The sequence below is a fragment of the Planctellipticum variicoloris genome, assembly GCF_030622045.1.
GTDB classification, from domain to species: domain Bacteria; phylum Planctomycetota; class Planctomycetia; order Planctomycetales; family Planctomycetaceae; genus Planctellipticum; species Planctellipticum variicoloris.
The window spans coordinates 2,128,429-2,150,113 of record NZ_CP130886.1 but is presented as its reverse complement, the minus strand read 5'-3'; the positions used below and the strand labels follow the sequence as shown (position 1 = coordinate 2,150,113).

The following is a 21,685-nucleotide window of genomic DNA, read 5'->3' as shown; positions in this document are numbered from 1 at the left end:
ACACAGCCGCTCCGCGGTAAATTCTCTTCTCAGCAATCAGCTACAGCACCGGCCCATACGTCCACGGGCAGAACTCTTCGTCCCCGATCCCCTGCGACTCGCTCTTCGTCGGCTTGCCGCTGGCGACCGCGATGACGTCTTCAAAAATCTCCCGGCCCACTTCTTCCACCGACACGCCATCGAGAATCGTCCCGGCGTTGATGTCCATGTCGTCGACCAGCCGGTCGTACATTGGAGTATTGCTGGCGATCTTGATGCAGGGGACTGGCTTACAGCCGAAGCAGCTCCCGCGACCCGTCGTAAAGCAGACGACGTTGCAGCCGCCGGCGACAATCCCGGTCACCGACGCCGGATCGTAGCCCGGCGTATCCATCACGACCAGGCCCCGTTCGCGGACCTTTTCCGCATACTTGTAGACCGCCCGCAAGGCCGTCGTCCCCCCTTTGGCAATCGCGCCCAGCGACTTCTCGTAAATCGTCGTCAGCCCCCCCTTCTTGTTTCCGACCGAGGGGTTGTTGTTGATCGTTCCGCCAAACTTCGCGACATACTCCTCCCACCAGCGAATCCGCTCCAGCAGCGCCTCCGCCACCTGCGGCGTAATCGCCCGACGCGTCAGCAGATGCTCCCCGCCATAGATCTCCGGCGTTTCCGACAGAACCGACGTCCCGCCATGCGCCACCAGCAGGTCGCTGCAGTAACCCAGCGCCGGGTTCGCCGTCACGCCGCTGTTCCCGTCGCTCCCCCCGCACTCCAGCCCCAGCATGATTTCGCTCACCGGAATCGGCTCCCGACGCGCGCGATTCACCTCCGGCAGCATCTCGGCGATCATGGCGATGCCGCGCTCAACCGTCTTGGCAGTCCCGCCGACATCCTGAATGTTCATCACCAGCGGCCCGGGCCCCTGGGACATCTGCGTCCCCCGCCCAAGCTGCACCAGATCCCCGTGCTCCACCAGAAACGACGTCTGAGCCGTCTCGCACCCCAGGCCAATCACGATGTACGCCGCAATATTCGGATGCCGGGCGAATCCCGACAGCGTCCGCGAAAGCTGCTCGTGATCTTCCCCCCCGTACTGAAACGCGCAGCCCCCCTTGTGCGACAGCGCAACCACCCCGTCCACGTTCGGATAATCCGCCAGCAGCGCCCGATCGAATTTCTGCGCCACGTACTTCGACGCCGTCGCCGAACAGTTCACCGTGCTGACGATCCCGATATAGTTCCGCGTCGCCGACCGACCGTCCGGCCGACGATACCCCAGAAACGTCCGCCCTTCGATCCGCGCCGGCTCGGGAGGAATCTCCGAGCAGAAATCGTAACTCAGCGTCAGCTCCCCCAGCCGGACGTTGTGCACGTGCACCCACTCGCCCGGCTCGATCGCCCGCACCGCAAACCCGATCACCTGACCGAATTTCCGGACCGCGGCCCCTTCCGCGATCGGCCGCGTCGCCACCTTGTGCCCCAGCCCGATCGCCTCCCGCGTCACCACCTGACGATCCGGATCGACCTGAAACTCGACCCCCGCCGGCTGCGACCGGGCGGCCACGGCGATGTTGTCGTCAGCATGCAATCGCAAAAACGGGCGGGCACTCATGGAATCTGCTCGGAAATCAGTGGTGGTGATCGAACCCCGCGCGAGCGTAGCCGATTCCCGATTCGGCGGCAATTCGCACCGCCCCGCCCCCGCAACCTCGCCCGCCGCGCCCCCGCCGCCGGACCGCCGAACGGATGCAGTTCGCCGGCCCTCCGGGTAGAATCGGACCAGCGTTCCCAGCCCGCCCAACAGCCGCCAAGAGTACAGCGCCGATGACCTGGAAAGTCCTCCTCCCCGTCGGTGAAGCCACCGAAGTCATGGACACCCTCTACCCCATCTTCCGTCTCCCCGAAGATGGCTTCGAGGTCGTCGTCGCCGGGCCCGAACCCCGCCTCTACCACGGCGTCATGCACGAAATCCCGCCGAACGAAAACATCCCCTGGGACATTACCCGCGAGCAGCCCGCCTATCACGTCCGCGCCACCGAAGCCTTTCGCGACATCCGACCCGAAGAATACGCCGGCCTCTTCCTCTCCGGAGGTCGCGCCCCCGAATACCTCCGCTACGATCAGGACCTGCTCGACATCACCCGCCACTTCTTCGAAGCCGGCAAACCGGTCGCCAGCGTCTGCCACGGCGTCGAAATCGCTGCCGCCGCCGGCTGCATTCAGGGCCGCACCATGACCACGGTCGCCAAATGCGCCCTCGACGTCACTCAGTTCGGCGGAATCTACGTCGATCAACCCGTCGTCACCGACGGAAACCTCGTCAGCGCCCGCACCTGGCACGACAACACCCCCTTCCTGAAGGAATTCGTCCGGCTCCTCAAAGCCTCCGTCGCCCCCAAGTAACCCCAACCCCCTTCGGAACCCCTTGGTGCGAAGACACTTGCAGCCACGCAGTCGCGTCTGGCCCCATCCCGCCACGATTTCCCCGACCGCCCGGCCGAAGAGCGCCGTGAACCTTGACTCCCGCATCCGCGTCAGTACAATTCGCGAACCGCTTTCAGCCCCTATAGCTCAATTGGTAGAGCAGCAGACTCTTAATCTGTTTGTTGTAGGTTCGAGTCCTACTGGGGGCACTTGTTCTTCGCCCATCCCGGCGGCCCGAGGCCCTTCCGCCCACCCCCGGGCGACTCCCGGCCCCTTCTCAGCGCCGCCCCCGGCCCAACGCCCGCCGCGACCCGCCGGTCCAAGCTCTCCCCGCTTTCAAAGCAGAAAAAGCAGGGTGAGTCGAGTCCGCGAGGCTAACCTCAGCCATCACAGGCCCGAGCCAGCCAGTCCCGCGTCATCACGAGAAATCCGGCTGCTACCGGCAACCTGCAAGCTGCCAGTGTTCCTGCATGCCTCCCTCCAGCCACCTCACCCAACGGCCCCGGACAGCATCCCGGCGGAATCTGGCACGTTACCGCTGCCGAGGGAGCGCTGCGGTCAGCCGACGCGAAGGATGCCGGAATCGAGGCAAGCTCGTCGCAGTCGCAGCGGGTGGTCCGACTCGGCCCATTTCAAGCCTCCACAAACCACCCGATCGCCCGGCAGAGCTCAAATTGCGCGACGTTGTAGTCGACCACGGCGTCGAGATAGTTCCTGCGCGCCGTCGCCAGCGCCTGGATCGCCTGTAGCACCTCGATTGGCAACCCCTGACCGTTCTGAATGCGATCCTGGTTGAGCGTGTAGGACTGCTCGGCCGCCTCAATGCCCCGCTTCGCAATTTCGATCCGCTGCTGACGCTGCGTGACCTGCGTATGCGATTCGGTGACTTCGCGGGCCACGCGATCCAGCAGGGCCAGCTCGCGCATCTGGGCCTGCCGGACCGCAGACGAGGATTCGTTGCGGGCCGCTCGTTCGCCGAACCCCAGATTCCGGACTTCCCAGAACGCAACGGCGTCGGCATCCCAGCGGTCGGAGGTATTGACGATCGAGCTGCCCAGCCCGCCTCCCATCCCGCCGTAGCTCATCCCCAGCAGGACGCTGGGCACCAGCGGGGCAAACTTTTCCCGGCGGAGTCGCTCGACCGCCTCGCAGACCAGATGCTTCTGCTCGGCCAGTTCCGGCCGACGCGACAGACCCGTGGCGACGAATTCTGCAGGCGTCTCGTCGGCGGTCAACACGTCCAGCGGCAGAACGAAAGGCTCGCCGCTGGTGATCAACGCAGACGGGTCGGCATGCAGGAGCTGCGCCAACCGGGCCGAGGCCACGCGGACCGTTTCCTGCCGGGTGACGAGCTGATCCTGCCGGGCGGCGACCTCAGCTTCCATTCGCCGTTCATCGGCCCGCAGTCCCTGTCCGGTCTGAGCGTACTCGCGCGTCAGCGTCGCCAGTTTCAGCGTGTGATCGCGAGCTTCGCGGGCGATGGCGACGCCGTGCTCGGCCCGCACCAGCTCCAGATAAGCGACCGCCGCATCGCGGAGAATATCGTTTCGGGCCGCGGTTGCGCCGAACTGCCTTGAAGACGCCTGATGCCCCGCAATCTTCGGCTGGAAAATCGCGTCTGTCAGGTGGAACTGCGCCACGAGTCCCGGAACGGTGGGCGAGGCGGCGCCATAACCATTGGCTCCCATCCCTCCGTAGAAGGCGCTGCGGCTCGTCTTAAAGACTTTGCCCGCGACATCCTGGATGGCCCCTTCGTGGTGGTTGTAATTGAGCCCGGCCCGCAGCGAAGGCAACCACATCACTTCCGCGCGCTCCACGCGGGCATAAGCCTCGTTGATCCGTTCGCGGGCGAGGGCGACGTTGGGATTCTGCGAATCCGCCAGCGACAGGACTTCCGACAGGCTGAAGGTGTAGTCGGCATGAACGGCTGGATCCGAGTCCAGATCGGCTGCCGATCCCGGACTGGGCGGAGTCACGTCCTCAGCCGGGATCACCGACGCCACTGGCGAGTCCTCGTCGCTGCGGACCAGCCGAATGTGATCGGCAGATTCGGCCGATCCCTGAGGTTTCCGAACGATCGCCGCTGAGGGAGACCGATTTAGGACCGATTTTCCAGCGCCTGCAACCGACCTCGCCAGCTCCGGACGAGCGGCGGGGGCCGGAACTCGCGCCGGAGTCCGATCGGCCACGCTCTGCCGCGTCGGAACTGTGGTGCAGCCGGCGACGCCAATCAGCGCAGCCGCCAGAAGCTGGTCGGCGGCGCGGGACAATCCGGAACGCGACATGTCACCATCCTTGGTGGAAATTCACCCGCAGCGCGGGACTCCGTGCCCGATGGTATCGACCTTCGATATTGAGCCGCTCAAGCGGAACCGCCGTGCGGCTGATCCCGGCGTAGGGCTCGCAGGCATTGCGCCGATTCCGGCGACTTTGCCGGTTTCGTAAAGTCTGCCTGCCGGACGACCGCAGCCGCGAAGTCGATCAGGGTTTGGCGATCTCGACGATCTGCCCTTCGCGAAACGAACTCGCATTCACGGCGATCACATCCTCATCGCCAGTCAGGCCGCTGCGGATTTCGAAATCGTTCCCCGCCTGCAGGCCGAGGGCGATCGCCCGGCGGCTAACTTTGCCGTCTGCGCCGACGCAGAAGCAGTACGTCTGCTTGTCCTGCGTGACGACGGCGGTCTTCGGAAGGCTCAGAACGTCGGTCAGTTCGGCGACATTGAGTGTGACCTGCACATACTGGCCCGGCCTCCAGCGCGCGTCCGGATTCGGGACGTCGATCTCGGCGGTCAGCGTCCGGGAGACCGCATTGAGCGACCAGCTCGTGCGGGTGACCGCACTGGTCAATGGCTCGCCCGGCATCGACGGAATGCGGATCTCGGCGACCGTTCCATTGTCGACATGGACCGCATCGATCTCGGGAACGTCAACGAACACTCGCACGGGATCGATGCTCATCACCTTCAGCAGCGGCGCGACGCCCCCCCCGCCGCCGGCCTGCACCAGGTGCCCCGGATGAACGTTCCGCTCCACGACAATCCCATCAAACGGCGCAACCAGCGTCGTGTAGTCCAGCAGGACGGCGACGCGGCGATGCTCGGCCTGAGCGACATCCAGACGCGACCGCATGGCGGCCGCGTCGGCCTCGGACTTCTCCACGTTCGCCGTCGCTTCCTGGTGGGCGGCTTCCACCGAGGCGATGCGCGCGGAAACCTCTTTGCGACCGGCATCGGCAGCTTCAAGCTGCTCGCGGGTCTCGTCGGCGACCTTCTGCGTCAGCGCTCCCCGTTCGGCGAGCTGCGAGACGCGGCTGAACTCCGATTGCCAGCGCGCAAACCGGGCCTCTTCCCGGGCCACCGCCGCCTGGGCCTCGTTCACCAGGGCCGCCGCCGAGCGGACCGCGGCCTCGGCGACCTTGATTGCGGCTTCCGACTGGCGGACCTCGGCTCTTGCCTGGGCCACTTTAGCCGTCTTCTCGGCCAGCTCTTCCTTCAGTTCGGGAACGAGCAGTTCGCACAGCGGCTGCCCTGGCTCGTCGCCGTGTGGACCGCGAATCCGATCGCCGATATCGACCGGCACTCTGGTCACGTACCCGGTCAGCTTCGCGAACAGCGGCGCGACCTCGAAGGCCTCCACCCGGCCGGGCAGTTCCACCGTCCGCACCAGCGGCTTGCGATCCGGTTTGACGGTGACAACGCGGATCGCCGGCGGACCTCCCGCAACGTCATCATTGAGGTGACTCTTGCCGGCAGGCCGGCAGCCTGCCGCAAAGCCCAGCAGCACGACCACCGCGGCCAATCCGAACAGGCGAGTGAGCGGGAACATGCGGTATTCCTGACGCGGACCGCCGAGCAGTCCAAAGTCGATGGTGGATGATTCAGGCCGAGGGGAACAACGAAGCGGCGTTCGGCTGATACTGCGGACTCTGCTTGTCCAGCGGATCGAGCGACGCCGAACGATTCGGAGCCCGGCTCTGCAGCAAGGCAAAAATGGCGGGGAGAACCAGCAGCGTGGCGAATGTGGCCCCGATCAGCCCGCCAATCACCGCCCGACCGAGCGGCGCGGTTTGAGCCCCTTCCTCCCCGAGCCCCAGGGCCATCGGGATCATCCCAGCCCCCATCGCCAGGCTCGTCATCAGAATGGCGCGCAGCCGCCGATGGGCGCCGCGGATCGCCGCCAGGCGGGAATCGTGCAGTTCCCGGCGCGATTCTTCAGCAAACGTCACGAGCAGAATGGCGTTGGCCATTGCCACGCCAATGGCCATGATCGCGCCGATGAACGATTGAATGTTGAGCGTGGAGCCGGTGATCCAGAGGGCCAGCACGACGCCCGTCAGCACGGCCGGCGCAGTCGAGACCGTCGTCAACGCCAGCCGCAGCGACTGAAAGTTCGCCGTCAGCAGCAGGAAGATGACGAGGATGGCCAGCAGCAGCCCCACCCCCAGACCGCTGATGATCTGTCGCAGCGGCGGGATCTGTCCCCGCAATTCCGTCGTCACGCCCTTCGGCCTCTTGCCGTCCTTCTCCAGCCGGGACAGGACCGAGTTCACCTGACTGGCCACCGATCCCAGGTCGTCTCCCGCCACGTTGGCGGTGAGCGTAATCTCCCGCTTCATGTTGTACCGGTCAAACTGACCGGGCATCGTGCCGGGCGTAATCGCGGCGACGTCTCGCAACAGCAGCGCCTGCCCGTCGCTTTCGCCGATGGGCAGGGCGGCCAGATCGTCCGCCTGAGTCATCGTCGGCTGCGGAATTTCCACCTGCACCTGATACCCGATGCCGCTCTTCGGATCGGGCCAGTAGTTCTGCGCCACGAACCGGGTGGAGGACGTCGCCGCCACGACGGAGCGGGCGATCTGAGCGGCAGTCGTGCCGCTGTAGGACGCCTTCTCCCGGTCCACACGGATGTTCACGGTCGGATAGTCGAGCGACTGTGCAATCTGCACGTCGCGCAGGCTGGCAATCGTCCCCAGTTCCCGCTGGACTTCGAGCATGTACTTGCGGCTGTCGTCCATGTTCGCCCCGCGGGCCGCGATTTCAATGGGCGTCGGCGAGCCGAAGCTCATGACCTCGCTGACGATGTCGGCGGGTTCGAAGGAAAATCGCAGCTCGGGGAACCTGCCCGCCAGCAGGCCGCGCAGTTCATCCTTGGCTCGTTCGGTATCGATCCCGCTGCCATGTTTGAGCGCGATCCGCAGAATCCCCTCTTCCGGGCCGCGCGACCACTGAAAAACGCCGTTGATCGGAAAGCTGGAGGGAATCGTCCCCACGTAGCCCAGCGTCAAAGCCACGTTCTGCGGACCGACATGCTCGCCGATCGCGTCGAGGACGCCCAGTGCGTATTGCTCGGTCGTGTCGAAGTGCGTTCCATCCGGTGCGCGAAATCGCAGCCGGAATTCATCGACGCCGGCGCTGGGAAAAATCTCCAGCCCCAATTCCCCCCCCACGCCGACGATCACCAGAAGGCACGCCGCCGCGTAGACCGGAATGACAATCCAGCGCAGCGACACCAGACGAGTGACGAGTCCCTCGTACAGGCTGGTGAACCGGTCGAAGGCCGTCTTCCGGGACGGTCCCGCCGGGTGGCCCGCGTGCCGCAGCAGCCAGACCGACAGCACCGGAACGAACGTGCTGGACAGAATGTAGGACGCAATCATCGAGAAGCCCACCGCCAGCGACAGCGGGACAAACAGATTCCTGGCGGCCCCCTGCATGAAGAACGACGGCACGAACACCGCCAGCACGCACAGCATCGCCAGGAGCCGCGGCACGGCCGTCTGAGCGTTCCCCAGCCGGACCGCCAGGGCGATCGAGTCCGTCTTCAGGAACTGCGTATGAATATTCTCGATCTCGACGGTCGCCTCGTCGACCAGAATCCCCACCGCCAGCGCCAGCCCGCCGAGCGTCATCAGGTTGATCGTATGCCCGCACATCCACAGCCCCAGAATCGAGGCCATAATCGCCAGCGGAATGTTCAGCACCACGACCAGCGCACTCCGCCAGTCGCGGAGGAACAGCAGTACCATCAGTCCCGTGAGCAGCGCTCCCAGAGCGCCTTCCGTAAACAGGCTGCGAATTGCGCGAGTGACGTACGGGGACTGGTCGAACTCAAACGAAACGCGAATGTCTTCCGGGAGATCCGACTGCATCGCGGGGAGCGCCGACTTGATCTCGTCGATGACGCTCATCGTCGAAGCTTCCGCGCGCTTGGTCGCCAGGATGTAGACCGCCCGGCGGCCGTTCACGAGTGCATAGCCCGTCGGCAGGTCGGTCGAATCCTCGATCGAACCGATGTCCCGCAGGAACACCGGCGGCCCGTCCCCCGTCCGGATCGGAATGCTCCCCAGATCCTGAATGTCCCGGACCAGGGCGTTCGTCGGCACGACGGGATACATCGTACCGATATGCAGATTCCCCGACGGACTCACCGCATTCCCCGCGGCCAGCGCCGTCACCACCTCGTCCGGCGAGATGCTGTAGGACTTCAATCGCTCCGGGTTCGCCCGGATCACAATCGTCCGCGCGCTGCCGCCGAACGGCGGCGGAGCGGACACCCCCGGCAGGGCCGAGAAGTTCGGCCGGACTTTGAACAGCGCCTGGTCCTGGATTTCCCCCACCGTCCGGGTCGCGCTCGACAGCACCAGATAGCCGACCGGCACGCTCCCCGTGTCGAACCGCATCACGAACGGCGACACGGTTCCCGGCGGCATGAACGCGCGGGAACGATTGACGTAGTTGATCGTCTCCGCCATCGCCTGGGCCATGTCGGTTCCAGGGTGGAAATGCAGCTTCATCAGGGCCGTCCCCTGAATGTTCCGGCTCTCCACGTGGTGGATGTTGCTGATATAAAGGAAGTGATACTCGTAGTAGTTGGTCAGCAGCCCCTCCATCTGAGCGGGGTCCATACCGCCGTACGGCTGACAGACGTAAATCACCGGCAGATTCAGCGCGGGAAAAATGTCGACCTTCATCGTCTGCAGCGGCAACTCGACGCCCAGCGATCTCATCGCCTGATCCACCACCTTCGGGCGGAGCGCGACCGCGCAGGCGAGCACCACGGCCACGACGCCGACCATCACCGTGAACGGCCGACGCAGTGCAAACGTGATTGGGTTCATGCCGCGGACTCGATAGACTGACGCGAAAGACCGGCGGAGACGCTTCCAGTCGAAGATCAATATCGTAATGCGATATCAAGGTGATTGCAAATGGCGGCGGACGATCTGCTGAAGCACTTTTTCGGCGGATTCGTGCGCGTGCATATCCTGCACCACGCCGTCGAAGCCCCGATCTTCGGCGTCGAAATGATCGAAGAACTCGGCCGCCACGGCTACAAATTGAGCCCCGGCACCCTCTACCCGATCCTGCACGGCATGGAGAAAGCAGGCTACCTGACCCGAACCGACGAAGTCGTCGAAGGCAAACGCCGCCGAAACTACCGCGCAACCAAGAAGGGCGAAAAGGTCCTGCAGGAAGCGAGGATCAAGCTCAAAGAGTTGTTCGGAGAAGTCGTGAGAGAGACGGATCGTAAGTCGACCAGTTAGTCCGGCGTGCGAATCGCCAGGTTCAGGAATACTCCGAGTTCTAGAGACTGCACCACGACGCACGGCGGCTCGGCTCAAGCGCCGCAGCCCTTCGCCTTCAACGGGCCCCCTGATCCATTCGCAACCATTCGGTCGGCCCCATTGCTGCCGGTGATTCCGCCCGGAATCTGACACCGGGACTAGCCCCGCCCCGCGCACCGGCCGCGGTTGACGCCAAAGTCCTCGCCCCTTACGGTTCCTCAGGCTGCGGTCCGCCGCCGCCAACAGGGAACGACTTCATCGAACCCCCCGGGAGGTTTTCAACATGGCCGCATCGATCACTCCGTTCCTCATGTTCGAAGGCGCCGCCGAAGAGGCCATGCGCGACTACGTCGCCCTGTTTCCAGGGTCCGCGATCGGCGAAGTCTCCCGCTACGCCGCCGGCGAAGCGGGCGCCGAGGGCTCGATCAAGAAAGCCGAGTTCACCCTCGCCGGCCAGCGCATCCTCTGCATCGACAGCCCCGTCAAACACGCCTTCACCTTCACCCCCTCCGTCTCCCTCTTCGTCGAATGCGAAAGCCTCGACGAGCAGGAACGGGCCTTCGCACACCTCTCCGCCGGCGGAACCGTCCTCATGCCCCTCAACAACTACGGCTTCAGCACCCGCTTCGGCTGGCTCAACGACCGCTTCGGCGTCTCCTGGCAACTCAACGTCACCTGACCGCCCGTTGAAGCATCAGGGACCGACAGGAATGTCCGTCCCCCCGAAGAACACCCATCAAACAAAGAGGCCCGGACATGCCTGTCCGGGCCTCTCGGAAACATTTTCCAAACGCGCTGGAACCCGCCGGGCCCCTACTTTTTGAACGTCAGCTTCGTCGTCTGGCCCAGCGGGGCGAAGTCGAGCGTGCTGTCATCCGCAAGTTTCACCTCGCTCAGCATCAGCCCCCCTGCCGTCGGCTCCATCGCCAGATCGTTCCCCTGCAGCGACCACGTCCCTTCCATCGTCTGCGGCGCCCCCTCCCGCGTGAAGGTCCACGTGAATTTGCCGTCCCCCGACAGCACCAGCGTAAACTGGCCGTCGCCGTCCTTCGCCGTCCACGTCCCCTGCAGCTTCTCCGGCGGAAACGCGGGCGGAATGTCCTTCTCCGGCGCCGGAGGCGGCTCGCTGCTCCCCGTCTCCCCCGGCGCATACATCTGCAGCAGTTGCGCCGCCACCTCATCCTTCGGCTGCAGCTTGATCACCGACTTGAGCTGCGCGATCGCGGCCTCCTTGTGATCGCACGTCAGATAGTGATACGCCAGCAGAAACCGCGCATCGGCCGAATCCTTCTGCTTGATCGAATCCTCCAGCCGCCGCAGTTGCTCCGCGTACGCTCCCGTGCTCGGATACAGGCTCGACAGCGTCGTCCAGTCCCAGCCGGGACCGACCGCCAGCACGGCGTGAATCGTCGCCGCCGCCTCGCGGTAGCGCCCCAGCGCAAACAGGCACAGGCTGCGGAACTCGTTGATCGCCGCATCCCGCGGCGACTTCTGCAGCGCCTGATCGGTCAACTGCAGCGCCTGATCGTACTGCCCCTGGTAGAACGCCGACCGGGCCTGATCGAACAGATCCATCGCCGGATCGGGCGGCGCCCCGCCGCCGGCGTCCGCCGTCGCATAGTCCGCGGCATCCCCGACGATCGGTTGCGAGTATACGACGACCGGCTGATTGTTGACGATCACCGGCGTGTCGTAATACGGGTTGTAGTAGCTCCCGACGCCGAACATCCACGAGGCCGCCGTCAGCCCCCACGCGGTCACGCCGAACGCCGCCGCAACGGGATACCGGTTCCACATGTAGTTCCAGCGTCCGCCTCCCCACGCGGGACCGTAGCCGTGATACCAGCCCCAGTGGCCCGGATTCGGATACGGATGGGGATGCCAGCCGGGGTGGTAATGCCCCCCGCCCCACGCCCCGCCGTAGTTCGGCCGAAATCCCCCATCCACCCCCGGCCGCCCCGGCCGATTGCCGATGACAATATTGTTTCCTCCGCCGCCAAAGTTTGGCCTGTTACCGATATTGATATTGTTGTTTCCGCCACCGATCCCAATATTCGGTCGATTCCCTCCCCCCATGCCCGGCCGATTGCCTCCGCCGAGTCCCGGCAGCGTGGTGGGGCGGTCGGGGCGCTGGCCGATTCCTTGCCCGGGGCGGTTGCCGGCGCCCGGGAAGTTCGGACGATCTCCGCCTCCTCCGATTTCCGGACGATTGCCGCCCCCCGGCTGTCCGGGACGGTTGCCGACGCCGGGGAAGCCGGGGCGGTTTCCGCCGCCGATCTCCGGACGGCCGCCGCCGGGCTGGCCGGGGCGATTGCCGGCGCCTGGCAGGTTCGGTCGGTTCCCGCCCCCGATTTCCGGTCGTTGCCCCGGCTGAATGGACGGCCGATTTCCCGGCGTGGCCGGTCGATTCACAATGTTCGGCCTGCTCGTCTCCGTACCGGGACGATTTGAAGGGATGCTCGGTCGTGTGGAGGGAGCGCCGCCGCCAGGTCGACCCGCCGAGGGCCCTTGCGGTCGGGAAGGCACTGAAGGTCGCGCGGACGGGGTGGGCCGAAATCCGCCGCCGGAGATTCCTCCTCCCCCACCACCGGGCCGGGCGCCTCCGCCGCCGCCTGAAGGCCGTGCACCTCCCCCGCCGCCGTGAAATCCGCCACCACCGCCGCCGCCGCCGCCGCGGAACCCGCCGCCACCACCGCCACGCCCGCCTCCGCCGCCGATTCCACCACGGCCGAAGGCCAGGTCGGCCGTCACCGCCAACGCCAAGACTGCCGCCAGCGCGACCTGAATCCGTTGTGTTTTCATGATGCCCCCTGGAGAAGCGAGTCCCGTTGGCGGGACTCGGATGATTCGATGAAGAGTGTTACTGACCTGCACCGGTGACGGCCGGCGGCGGCGGTTGACGGACGACGCGGATCGACCGCGATGGCAGCGGCTGACCGCCGAGCGTGCGCTGCGACTGGTAAACGCCCAGGGCGTCGTCGCCGTCCCTGATGTAGGTCATCAGCGCGGCGGAGCTGGCTCCGTCGGTCGTGACCCCGGAAAGCTGCAGAGTCCAGTTGTCGTCTTCGTCCGTCGTCCAGAGCCCGCTCGCGAAGTTGCCGCTCGAAAGGAAGATCCACGACCGAAATTGCTTCTGCTGCGCATCCCAGCCGACGCGATGCGTCCCTTCCATGACCGGCTGATCCAGCTCGCGAATGCGGAACGCTCCCTCCAGGAAATTGCCCGACTCCGACCACTTCCATTCCGTCTCCGCGACCTGCCCGTCGGTCTCGTCGCGCCACTTGCCGATCAGCCATTCCAGGGCCAGCAGGCGGTCGTGAGGGGTGACCACCGGCGACTCCAGCTCGCGAACGCTCGCCATCAGCCACGATCCGTCGGCCTGTTTCACGTGCGTCACGGTGTAGCGCATCTGCGACGACGGACCGGGGTCGTTCGGGGTGAATGTCGAGAGACCGTCTTCAACGACGACTCCCTCTGCAACGGGGCGAATGGAGAGGAGTTCGAGTTCCAACGTCCCGGGGCGATTGATCTCAAACGCCGCAATATACTCGGCTTCGATCGCATCGCGGCCGTGGAACACGACGCCGGAGGAGTCGACGTACTCCGCTTCCGGCGTAAAGAGGGCCGCGAGAGCCTGCGGATCCCGGTTGGCGAACGCTTTTTTGAACTTCTCGCCGGAGGATTCGACGATCTGCTGCAAGTCGACGGGATCGCCGTCCGCCGCCGTCAACGGGGCCGACCCGATGAGGATCGCCCATGCGAGTATCGGTACGCCGCGCCATCGCATTTCAAAGTCTCCTGAATCTGGTGTTGGGTTCCAACCTGCTGCGGCCCGGCCCGGCCTGATTTCACAGTAGCGACTGGAACTGGCATTTCCCACAGTGATTGCACCGCTGAGAACCGCCGCGTGCGCCAGGCGTCTCTATTGGGTCAGACTCAATTTCGTTCGCGAGGAATCGACGGCATTCCGGTCGACACCGGAGTTGATTGTCTCAGGGCTCAGTTTTCGGGGAGGGAGTTCCCCAGCGGTACGACGGCGATGGCCGCCCCGGCGCGGGGCTGAACGAAATGTTGCGGCCTCTCTTCCGGGTCCGGGAAATCGTCAGGCCACCCCGATCGCCCTTGCCATGCTTCCGGCCGGCTTCCGCCGCTCCAGCGATTGCGGCGGTTGTTCGCTGACAGTCGAGCGGAGAGTTGCACCGGCGACCCTGTGCCGGATCTGCTCCGCAGCCGCCCGGAAAAATTTCGCTTTCACTGAGAATTCCTATTGAACAGGAATTCGTTAACAGTCCAGGATGTCGGACGTCGGGCGGTTGAGAGTCAATGGCGCCATGCCGGCGGGAAACTGCCGGTGCTCGAAAGCCGATCCCCCGACGCCGGGCCTGATCAGGGCCCGCTTGACGGTTCTGCGGCAACGCAGGACTGGGGAGCGCACCCTCAAGTGCGCGCATCCTCGACGTCGAGTTTCCCATAGATCCGGCGGGCGACCGCCCGCCGCCTGATCAACGCCAGTTCGAAAGGGGTGGGGCCGGCCTCAAAGGCCGACCCCACCCTGATCTGGACCGGCCAGAAGCGTTCTCGGATGGCAAGCGAACTGACCAAGTCTCGCCCGACGCCTTCGTGCGCGCACTCTCGTCCATTTTGCACCGTCTTTTGCCGGACATTTCTATCGCCACTCCGGGACTCGCCGGATCCGTCAACGCCAAACCCCGGACTTACGTCCGGGGCAATGACTCATACCGCCCCTGCCGGGGCTCAGGCAGCGCCGCTCCTAGTTCTCTTCTCTGGCGATAAGCGATCAGCGATCAGCCCACTTCTCTGGCGATTCGCTATTCCCTACTCGCCGCTCTCTCTCCCCTACCACCACGTCTCCAGCAGTTCCCGCAGTTGCGCCGGGGAAATGTCCCGCGGATTGCCGCTGAGGCTGTTGCCCTGGGACGCGGGAACGAGATCGTCCAGGAGCGGCCGCGGCACTCCCAGCTCGCGGAGACGCGGAGGAATGCCGACGTGCCGGCAGAGATCGGTGATCGCGGCGACGAAGGTCTCGGCGGCGTCGCGCTCGGACGGAAATGGACGACCGAGGCTGAGGGTCCCCAGGCGGGCCAGTTCGGGCGCGCTGACCGGCAGATTGTAATACAGCGCCGCCGGCAACATCACCGCGCAGGCCAGCCCGTGGGGAATCCGGCACAGCACCCCGAGCCCCGCGGCGACGCCATGCGCCAGCCCCAGCCCCGAATTGGCCAGGGCCATTCCGGAGAGGAGCGCCGCATGCGACATCGCTTCACGAGCCACGCGGTCTGCACCATTCTGGATCGCCCGCGGCAGGGCGGGAATTGCAAGCTGCAGCCCCTGCTCGCACAGCGCCTTCGGGATCAACGTCGACCGTCGGCTGATATACGCCTCGATGAGCTGGGTGATCGCGTCCATCCCGGTATGGGCGGTGATTTCCGGCGGAACAGTGACCGTCAGCTCGGGATCGACGACAACCGCTGCGGGGACCATCAGATCCGAACGCAGGCTCTTCTTGTAGGGCGGGTCGTCGCTGGAAATCACCGCATTCTTGGTCGCTTCGCTGCCCGTTCCCGCAGTGGTCGGGACGGCGATCAGCATCAGCGGCGGGTTGACGATCTTGCGACCGGTTCCGACGCCTTCGAGATACTCCGCCACCGACTCGCCATTGCCGTTGGTCGCCAGGGCCGCCGCCGCTTTGGCAAGATCGATTGTCGAACCGCCGCCAATGGCGATCACCGCGTCCGTCGGCTCGACATTCTTCGACCGCCAGGCGGCGACGAGCGAATCGACATCGACGACTTCAGGTTCGCGGCTCCGAGTGGCATGCTGGACCACCCCGCGTCCCGAGGCGGCGATCTGCTCCGTCAGTTGCGTGACGACTCCGGTCCGTTCGAGCGTCCGGCTGCCGGAAACGAGCCAGACCCGTTTCGCAGAGGGGGGAATCAAGGAAACAAGCTGTTCGCGAGCCCCCCAACCGAACACGATCTGGCCGGGAGCGAGAAAACGGTACGCAATCGTCATCGAACCGATCAATCCTTGAACTTCGGGGACCAGGTTTCCGCCGTCGCCGCGTACTCGCATCCGACAGTTTTGATGGATATCATGCCGCACGCCGAACTCCTTTCCAATCCTACACTCGTCAACAGGAATCGCAGCATGTCGTTCGAGACTCCGGTGTCGCGTCGTTCTGCCGTGAAGACGATTGCTGCCGCGACGGCCGCAGCGGGCTTGATCGCGCAGGCTACCCGCCGAGCGCACGCGGCGGCTCCCAGAGCCTTGCCGTCGGGTCAGTTGCCGAGCGACCGACGTCTGGGGAAGCTCAAGGATTTGAACGGGTACTTCCCGTTCGAGCCGAGCGCGACGTGGGAAGGCTGGCAGGAGCGCTCGGAAGCGGTGCGCCGGCAGATTCTCGTCGCGCTGGGTCTGTGGCCCATGCCGACGAAATTGCCGATCCAGGCCACGATTCACGGCAAAGTCGAGCGGGACGACTACACCGTCGAACGCGTCTTCTTCGAAAGCTCGCCCGGTCTGTATGTCACCGGCAGTCTCTATCGGCCGAAGGCTTCCGGTCCCGCCGTGAAACGACCCGCGGTGCTGTGCCCTCACGGTCACTGGGCGAACGGTCGTTTCTACGATCACGGCGAAGCAAAAGTGCAGAAGGAGATTGAGCTGAAGGCCGAGACCGACCCGGTCAGCGGGCGGTATCCGCTCCAGGCCCGCTGCGTCCAGCTCGCCCGCATGGGCTGCGTGGTCTTCCTCTACGACATGCTCGGGAATGCGGACAATCAGATCCTGCCGCCGTCGCTGATTCACGGCTTCGCGAAGCAGCGACCGGACCTCAGCTCGCCCGACCGCTGGGGACTCTTCAGCGCCCAGGCGGAACTGCGGCTGCTGAGTCCCTGCGGACTGCAGACCTGGAACAGCATCCGGGCGCTGGACTGGATCACGACGCTGCCGGACGTCGATCCGCAGCGAATCGGCGTCACCGGGGCCAGCGGCGGCGGGACGCAGACGTTCCTGCTGGGCTGCGTCGACCCGCGGCCTGCGGCGTTGTTCCCGGCAGTGATGGTTTCAACCGCCATGCAGGGGGGCTGCACCTGCGAGAACTCGTCGCTGCTGAGAGTGAATACGGGCAACATCGAGTTCGCCGCGCTGGCGGCGCCGCGACCGATCGGCATGACCGCGGCCAACGACTGGACCGTCGAGCTGGAGACGAAGGGACTGCCGCAGCTCAAGGAACACTTTGCCCGGCTGGGCGTACCCGGCAACGTCGTCGGCAAGTACTTCCCGTTCGAGCACAACTACAATAAGCCCAGTCGGCAGATGATGTATGCGTTCTTCGACCGGTATCTGCACCTGGGCGTGCAGCAGCCGACAGAAGAACGTCCCTATCAGCCGCTGACGCAGGCCGAAGCGACCGTCTGGTCGGCGGAACATCCGATGCCGCCGGCAGGCGATGACGCCGAATTGAAGATCGTCCGCTGGTTCGACGCCGACGCTCAGCAGCAAGTCAAGGCGCTGACGCCGAAGGATGCCGCTTCGCTTAAAGAGTATCGCCGCGTGATTGGCGGGGCCTGGGATGTGCTGATTGGCCGGGCGCTGCCGGCCCGCGGGCAGACCACTTCGGACGAACGTTCGCGGATCGAGCACGACGGCTATCACGAGATTCTAGGAACGATCGGTCTGTCGAAGCAGGGCGAAGAGATTCCGGGCGTGTTCATCGCCCCGGAAAACTTCGCCGGCGAAGTCGTGATCTGGCTTTCTGCCGAAGGCAAATCCGGGCTCTATGGCGCCGACGGGAAGCCGACGGCAGCGGTTCAGGCTCTGATGAACGCCAACCGGGGCGTGCTGGGGATCGATGTCCTTTACACCGGGGAATTCCAGTCGGACGGTGCGGCCCTCACCAAAGCCCGTTCTGTCGAGAATCCGCGCGAGTTCGTCGGCTACACGCTGGGCTACAACCATCCGCTGTTCTCGCAGCGAGTGCACGATGTCCTGACGGCGATCTCGCGGTTCCGCGACCTGGATTCGGTCCGGTCGATCGACCTGGTCGGCTTCGGCGAAGCCGGACTCTGGGCCGCGGCGGCAGCGGCTCAAGCTGGCGACGCCGTCCGGCGGGTGGCTATCGGGACGGGGGGATACCGATTTGCTTCGATCACCGACATCCGCGATCCGCTGCTGGTGCCTGGGGCCGTGAAGTACGGCGACGTCCCCGGCCTCCTGTCGCTGGTCGCGCCCCATCCGCTGTGGGTCTCGGGGGAAGGCGCGGCGCTGCCGAGTCCGACACGAGAAACCTACGCGGCCTCCGGCGCCGCCGGCGCGGTCACCTCCTATTCCGGAGCCGACGAGCAGGCCGCAGTCGCCCGCTGGCTGCTGGGCTGATCAGGATCCCTCTCGCGCAGGAGCAACTTCGAAACACAATCCGGGCGGGTGGCCGGGGCAGGAGCGTCTGCGCGATGCCCCGGATTCAGAAGACCGGGGCTTCCCTTCGGTCCAGCCCCGGCCACCCATCGCCCGCTGGCTGCGGGGCTGACGGCAGCGGAGTGATCGTATCAACCGCAGTGTTCAGACGGGCGGGGATCGGCTACGATTCCCGCCCGTTGCATTGGCGAGACGAAGGAGCGGAGCGGCAAAGATGGAACTGGTCGAGCGGCCGGTGCTGACGTGGCGATGGCTGAGCCTGCTGGCGATCGGGTTCGCAACGGCGGCCACCATTCTGACCCTGGTCCGCCAGGCGGGCGAACTTCCCGTCTACACGACCGCCGCCGAGCGATACCTTCGCGGCGAGCAGTTCTACCGTCCGGACGATCCCCCGGCCTTCACTTATCCGCCGTTTTCCGTGCTCCCGTTCGTGCCGCTGACGGCCCTGCCCCCTCTGCTCCGCAAGACGCCGTGGTGGATCGCCAACTTTTCGCTTCTGGCCGGCAGCCTGTGGCTGCTGACGTTGATGGTCTGGCCGGTCCTGCGAGCCGGGGTGCATGCGGGGCGGGTTCGCCCGTGGGTCCCCGCACTGGCGGTCGGCCTGCTGTCGGGGCGCTATCTGATTACCGCGCTCAACTATCAGTCGACGGATTACATCGTGCTGTTCTGCGTCGTGGCCGCCGGGTATGGACTGTCCCGATCGAAGGGACTGGCGGCCGGCACTTTTGCGGGTCTGGCGACGGCGATGAAGGCCACGCCACTGCTGTTTCTGCCGCTGCTCGTCTGGCAGCGGCGCTGGCTGGCGACCGCGGCGTTCGTGGTCACCCTGATCGCGGCGACGCTGTTGCCCGACGCCTTCGTATCAAACCCCGACGGCAAGCTGTGGAGCGTCACCTGGTTTGAGCGCTTCGTGTCCAAGGTCGACGTCGGCGCGGCGGCCTCCGCCGAGGGGGCCTGGTCGAGCTGGAATCCGCTGAATCAGAGTCTGCCGGGAACGCTCTACCGACTTGCGACACCGATCGAGACGGCTCCGGAGCGATACAATGTCGCCGTTGCTGCGCTGTCGCCGCATTGGATCAAGCGACTGACTCAGCTCTGCGAATTGGCGGTCGTGATCGCGATTGCGTGGTGCACCCGACCCGGACTGTCAAAGGATGACTCGGTCGGCGATGCGTCGCTGCGGCGTCTCGGAGAGACCGGCGCTGCGATCTGCGGAATGCTGCTCCTGTCGCCGATGACCAGCACGCAGCATCTTTGCGGCCTGTGCGTCCCGATGACGTACTGCGTGGTCCAGTGGCTGTACGTCCGGAGGACGGTCGCGCTGTCGATCGTGCTGGGAATGCTCACCCTGATGGCCTTATGCGGCGGCAAGGACATCGTCGGGCATACCATCGCCGACTGGACCCAGGCGGCGGGCGTGGACACGCTGGCGACGCTGGCTTGTCTGGTCGGATGCGCGACCAGCCTGATCCGCCGGGAGCGTCGCGGCGCGACGCCGTAATCGAGACAGCCTGCCGCTGAACGCGGCACGCCGAGACAGGTTGTCATCCGGCCATGCGGCCAAATACCGATCGATTCTGGAATGTCAAGCGAGCTCGCCCATCACGAGGGGCGCTTGGCTTGAAGTCACGTTCGCACTGATTTTGTGTGCTGAGTGAATCGGGGAGCGGACGCGATCTCCTGCAGAAACCGTCGTGAATTGCCGATCGATGACGCGAATTTGCCGGGCAGAACTGCACACAAAAGCGTCATGCCAGACCGTCGTTTTCTGACGAAATTGCGAGCAGATCTCCCGATTTTTTCCGAGTTCGCCCGTTCCTGTCTCGTTTGTCAGGCGAACATCGGTAATTTCCCGAAATGTGAGGGAATTGTGAAGAATCTTCGTGGAGGCCGCGGCGTTTTGACGTGTTACTTCTTGTGTAGCCCCCGCGCTCAACATGGGGAGCCGTTGATGGAGACAGGATGTCTGTCTCTGCGGCGCCCTCGGGTCATTGAAGGAGTCCGTGTCTGATGCCATCCCGCCCCGTCCCCTCGCGCCGCGCGTTTACGCTGATCGAATTGCTGGTGGTCATCGCGATCATCGCCATTCTGATCGCTCTGCTGCTGCCAGCCGTGCAGCAGGCGCGCGAAGCGGCCCGCCGCACCCAGTGCAAGAACAACCTCAAGCAGATCGGTCTCGCCCTCCACAACTACCACGACCTGTTCAACACCTTCCCCCCCGGGTACATCAGCAATACCAACAACGCCGCGGCCAACTGGCAGGGCTGGAGCTGGACGACGATGCTGCTGCCGCAGTTCGATCAGGCGCCGCTCTACAACAACTTTTCCAACTTCTTTTCGACCGGCATGGTCTCGGCTCTCGTCAGCACGGCCTACAATCCGGTGGTGACGAACAACAGCATCGTCGCCATGCGTTGCCCGAGCGACTCGGGGCAGCAGAGCGTTAACTTCGTGGACGTTCTGCCGACCGTCGGCGGTTCGGCGACGACGTACACGAATCTGTTCGGCCGATCGAACTATGTCGGGAACGTCGGCTGGTGGATCAACACCGCCAACAGCAACGCGCCGACCGGGATCGTGGATGGCGTAGCCGTCACGACGATGAATTACCGGGGCGTGTTCGGCGAGAACTCCAAGATCGGCCTGCAGTCGATGACGGACGGGTCGTCGAACGGGCTGCTCGTGGGCGAACGTTATTCGCTGGCGGCCGGCGGGCAGGCCTCCATCGGACAACCGGTGGGCCATGCGGTCTGGGCCGGGGCGGGCAATCGCGCGACGGCCGACGGCCTGGCGCTGGTGCTGGGGGATACGGCCGGGCTGACGCTGACGCCGAACTCGTTGGCGACGAAGGTTGGCACCAGCTCCACCAGTTCGATTCTGTCGTACCAGATCAACGGCAATAACAAGTCGAACAGCGTCCGGGGCCAGACAACGGGCTTCGGCAGCATGCACACCGGCGGCGCGCACTTCCTGATGGGGGACGGCGCCGTGAAGTTTCTGTCCGAGAACCTGGATGCCGCGATCTACCGGAATCTGGGAACCATCAACGACGGAATTCCGGTCGGCGAATTCTAGAGCTGAGCGGAATTGAATGCAGAGGCAACCTCGCGCGGCACATCATCAGTGCTGCGCGAGGTTGTTCGCATTTGAGACCTATGCGTCGATCGGCCATTTTGCGGACCGGTTCGAGCGAACCGTCGCGAACGGACTGGGACGCCGGTGCGGGCGACGCTAATATTGCGAGACGGATTTCGCCTGTTTCCCCGCTATGGAACCGATTGT

13 protein-coding genes and 1 tRNA gene are annotated in these 21,685 nt (G+C 65.1%); 7 read left to right on the top strand and 7 right to left on the bottom strand.

Going from position 1 to position 21,685, the window contains the following annotated elements:
• Positions 1-40: 40 nt before the first annotated feature.
• Positions 41-1,591, bottom strand: a complete 1,551-nt coding sequence (locus SH412_RS08465; protein WP_336523070.1) for a UxaA family hydrolase — start codon at positions 1,589-1,591, stop codon at positions 41-43.
• A 212-nt stretch (positions 1,592-1,803) separates the two neighbouring features.
• Between SH412_RS08465 and SH412_RS08460 the strand changes: the two genes are divergently transcribed.
• Together SH412_RS08460 and SH412_RS08455 are read left to right on the top strand one after the other, a co-directional pair.
• Entirely contained in the window at positions 1,804-2,382 is a 579-nt protein-coding gene (locus SH412_RS08460; protein ID WP_336523069.1) for a DJ-1/PfpI family protein, read from the top strand.
• A 157-nt stretch (positions 2,383-2,539) separates the two neighbouring features.
• Positions 2,540-2,612: transfer RNA gene (locus tag SH412_RS08455), tRNA-Lys, on the top strand.
• A gap of 423 nt (positions 2,613-3,035) precedes the next feature.
• On the opposite strand, the gene SH412_RS08450 is transcribed toward SH412_RS08455, so the two are convergent.
• The 3 genes from SH412_RS08450 to SH412_RS08440 all read right to left on the bottom strand — a co-directional run bounded on the left by SH412_RS08450 (position 3,036) and on the right by SH412_RS08440 (position 9,523).
• Positions 3,036-4,688, bottom strand: a complete 1,653-nt coding sequence (locus SH412_RS08450; protein ID WP_336523068.1) for a TolC family protein — start codon at positions 4,686-4,688, stop codon at positions 3,036-3,038.
• A gap of 196 nt (positions 4,689-4,884) precedes the next feature.
• Positions 4,885-6,231, bottom strand: coding sequence for an efflux RND transporter periplasmic adaptor subunit (locus SH412_RS08445; protein WP_336523067.1), 1,347 nt, complete (start codon positions 6,229-6,231; stop codon positions 4,885-4,887).
• 52 nt (positions 6,232-6,283) lie between these two features.
• On the bottom strand, positions 6,284-9,523 hold the full coding sequence (locus SH412_RS08440; RefSeq protein ID WP_336523066.1) for an efflux RND transporter permease subunit: 3,240 nt from the start codon (positions 9,521-9,523) through the stop codon (positions 6,284-6,286).
• A 90-nt stretch (positions 9,524-9,613) separates the two neighbouring features.
• On the opposite strand from SH412_RS08440, the gene SH412_RS08435 reads away from it, so the two are divergent.
• Together SH412_RS08435 and SH412_RS08430 are read left to right on the top strand one after the other, a co-directional pair.
• Positions 9,614-9,949 (top strand): PadR family transcriptional regulator, encoded by a 336-nt coding sequence (locus tag SH412_RS08435; protein ID WP_336523065.1) that lies wholly within the window; start codon positions 9,614-9,616, stop codon positions 9,947-9,949.
• 304 nt (positions 9,950-10,253) lie between these two features.
• Positions 10,254-10,649 carry a VOC family protein gene (locus SH412_RS08430; RefSeq protein ID WP_336523064.1) on the top strand — a complete coding sequence of 132 codons (396 nt, stop codon included), beginning with the start codon at positions 10,254-10,256 and terminating at the stop codon, positions 10,647-10,649.
• A 134-nt stretch (positions 10,650-10,783) separates the two neighbouring features.
• Here SH412_RS08430 and SH412_RS08425 read toward each other — a convergent pair whose 3' ends face one another.
• The 3 genes from SH412_RS08425 to SH412_RS08415 all read right to left on the bottom strand — a co-directional run bounded on the left by SH412_RS08425 (position 10,784) and on the right by SH412_RS08415 (position 16,003).
• Positions 10,784-12,382 carry a tetratricopeptide repeat protein gene (locus tag SH412_RS08425; RefSeq protein ID WP_336523063.1) on the bottom strand — a complete coding sequence of 533 codons (1,599 nt, stop codon included), beginning with the start codon at positions 12,380-12,382 and terminating at the stop codon, positions 10,784-10,786.
• A 448-nt stretch (positions 12,383-12,830) separates the two neighbouring features.
• Positions 12,831-13,757, bottom strand: coding sequence for a YybH family protein (locus tag SH412_RS08420; protein ID WP_336523062.1), 927 nt, complete (start codon positions 13,755-13,757; stop codon positions 12,831-12,833).
• A 1,070-nt stretch (positions 13,758-14,827) separates the two neighbouring features.
• Positions 14,828-16,003, bottom strand: coding sequence for an iron-containing alcohol dehydrogenase (locus SH412_RS08415; RefSeq protein WP_336523061.1), 1,176 nt, complete (start codon positions 16,001-16,003; stop codon positions 14,828-14,830).
• A 135-nt stretch (positions 16,004-16,138) separates the two neighbouring features.
• On the opposite strand from SH412_RS08415, the gene SH412_RS08410 reads away from it, so the two are divergent.
• The 3 genes from SH412_RS08410 to SH412_RS08400 all read left to right on the top strand — a co-directional run bounded on the left by SH412_RS08410 (position 16,139) and on the right by SH412_RS08400 (position 21,478).
• Entirely contained in the window at positions 16,139-18,364 is a 2,226-nt protein-coding gene (locus SH412_RS08410; protein WP_336523060.1) for an alpha/beta hydrolase family protein, read from the top strand.
• A gap of 253 nt (positions 18,365-18,617) precedes the next feature.
• Positions 18,618-19,904, top strand: a complete 1,287-nt coding sequence (locus SH412_RS08405; RefSeq protein ID WP_336523059.1) for a glycosyltransferase family 87 protein — start codon at positions 18,618-18,620, stop codon at positions 19,902-19,904.
• 509 nt (positions 19,905-20,413) lie between these two features.
• Positions 20,414-21,478 (top strand): DUF1559 domain-containing protein, encoded by a 1,065-nt coding sequence (locus SH412_RS08400; protein ID WP_336523058.1) that lies wholly within the window; start codon positions 20,414-20,416, stop codon positions 21,476-21,478.
• Positions 21,479-21,685: the final 207 nt, after the last annotated feature.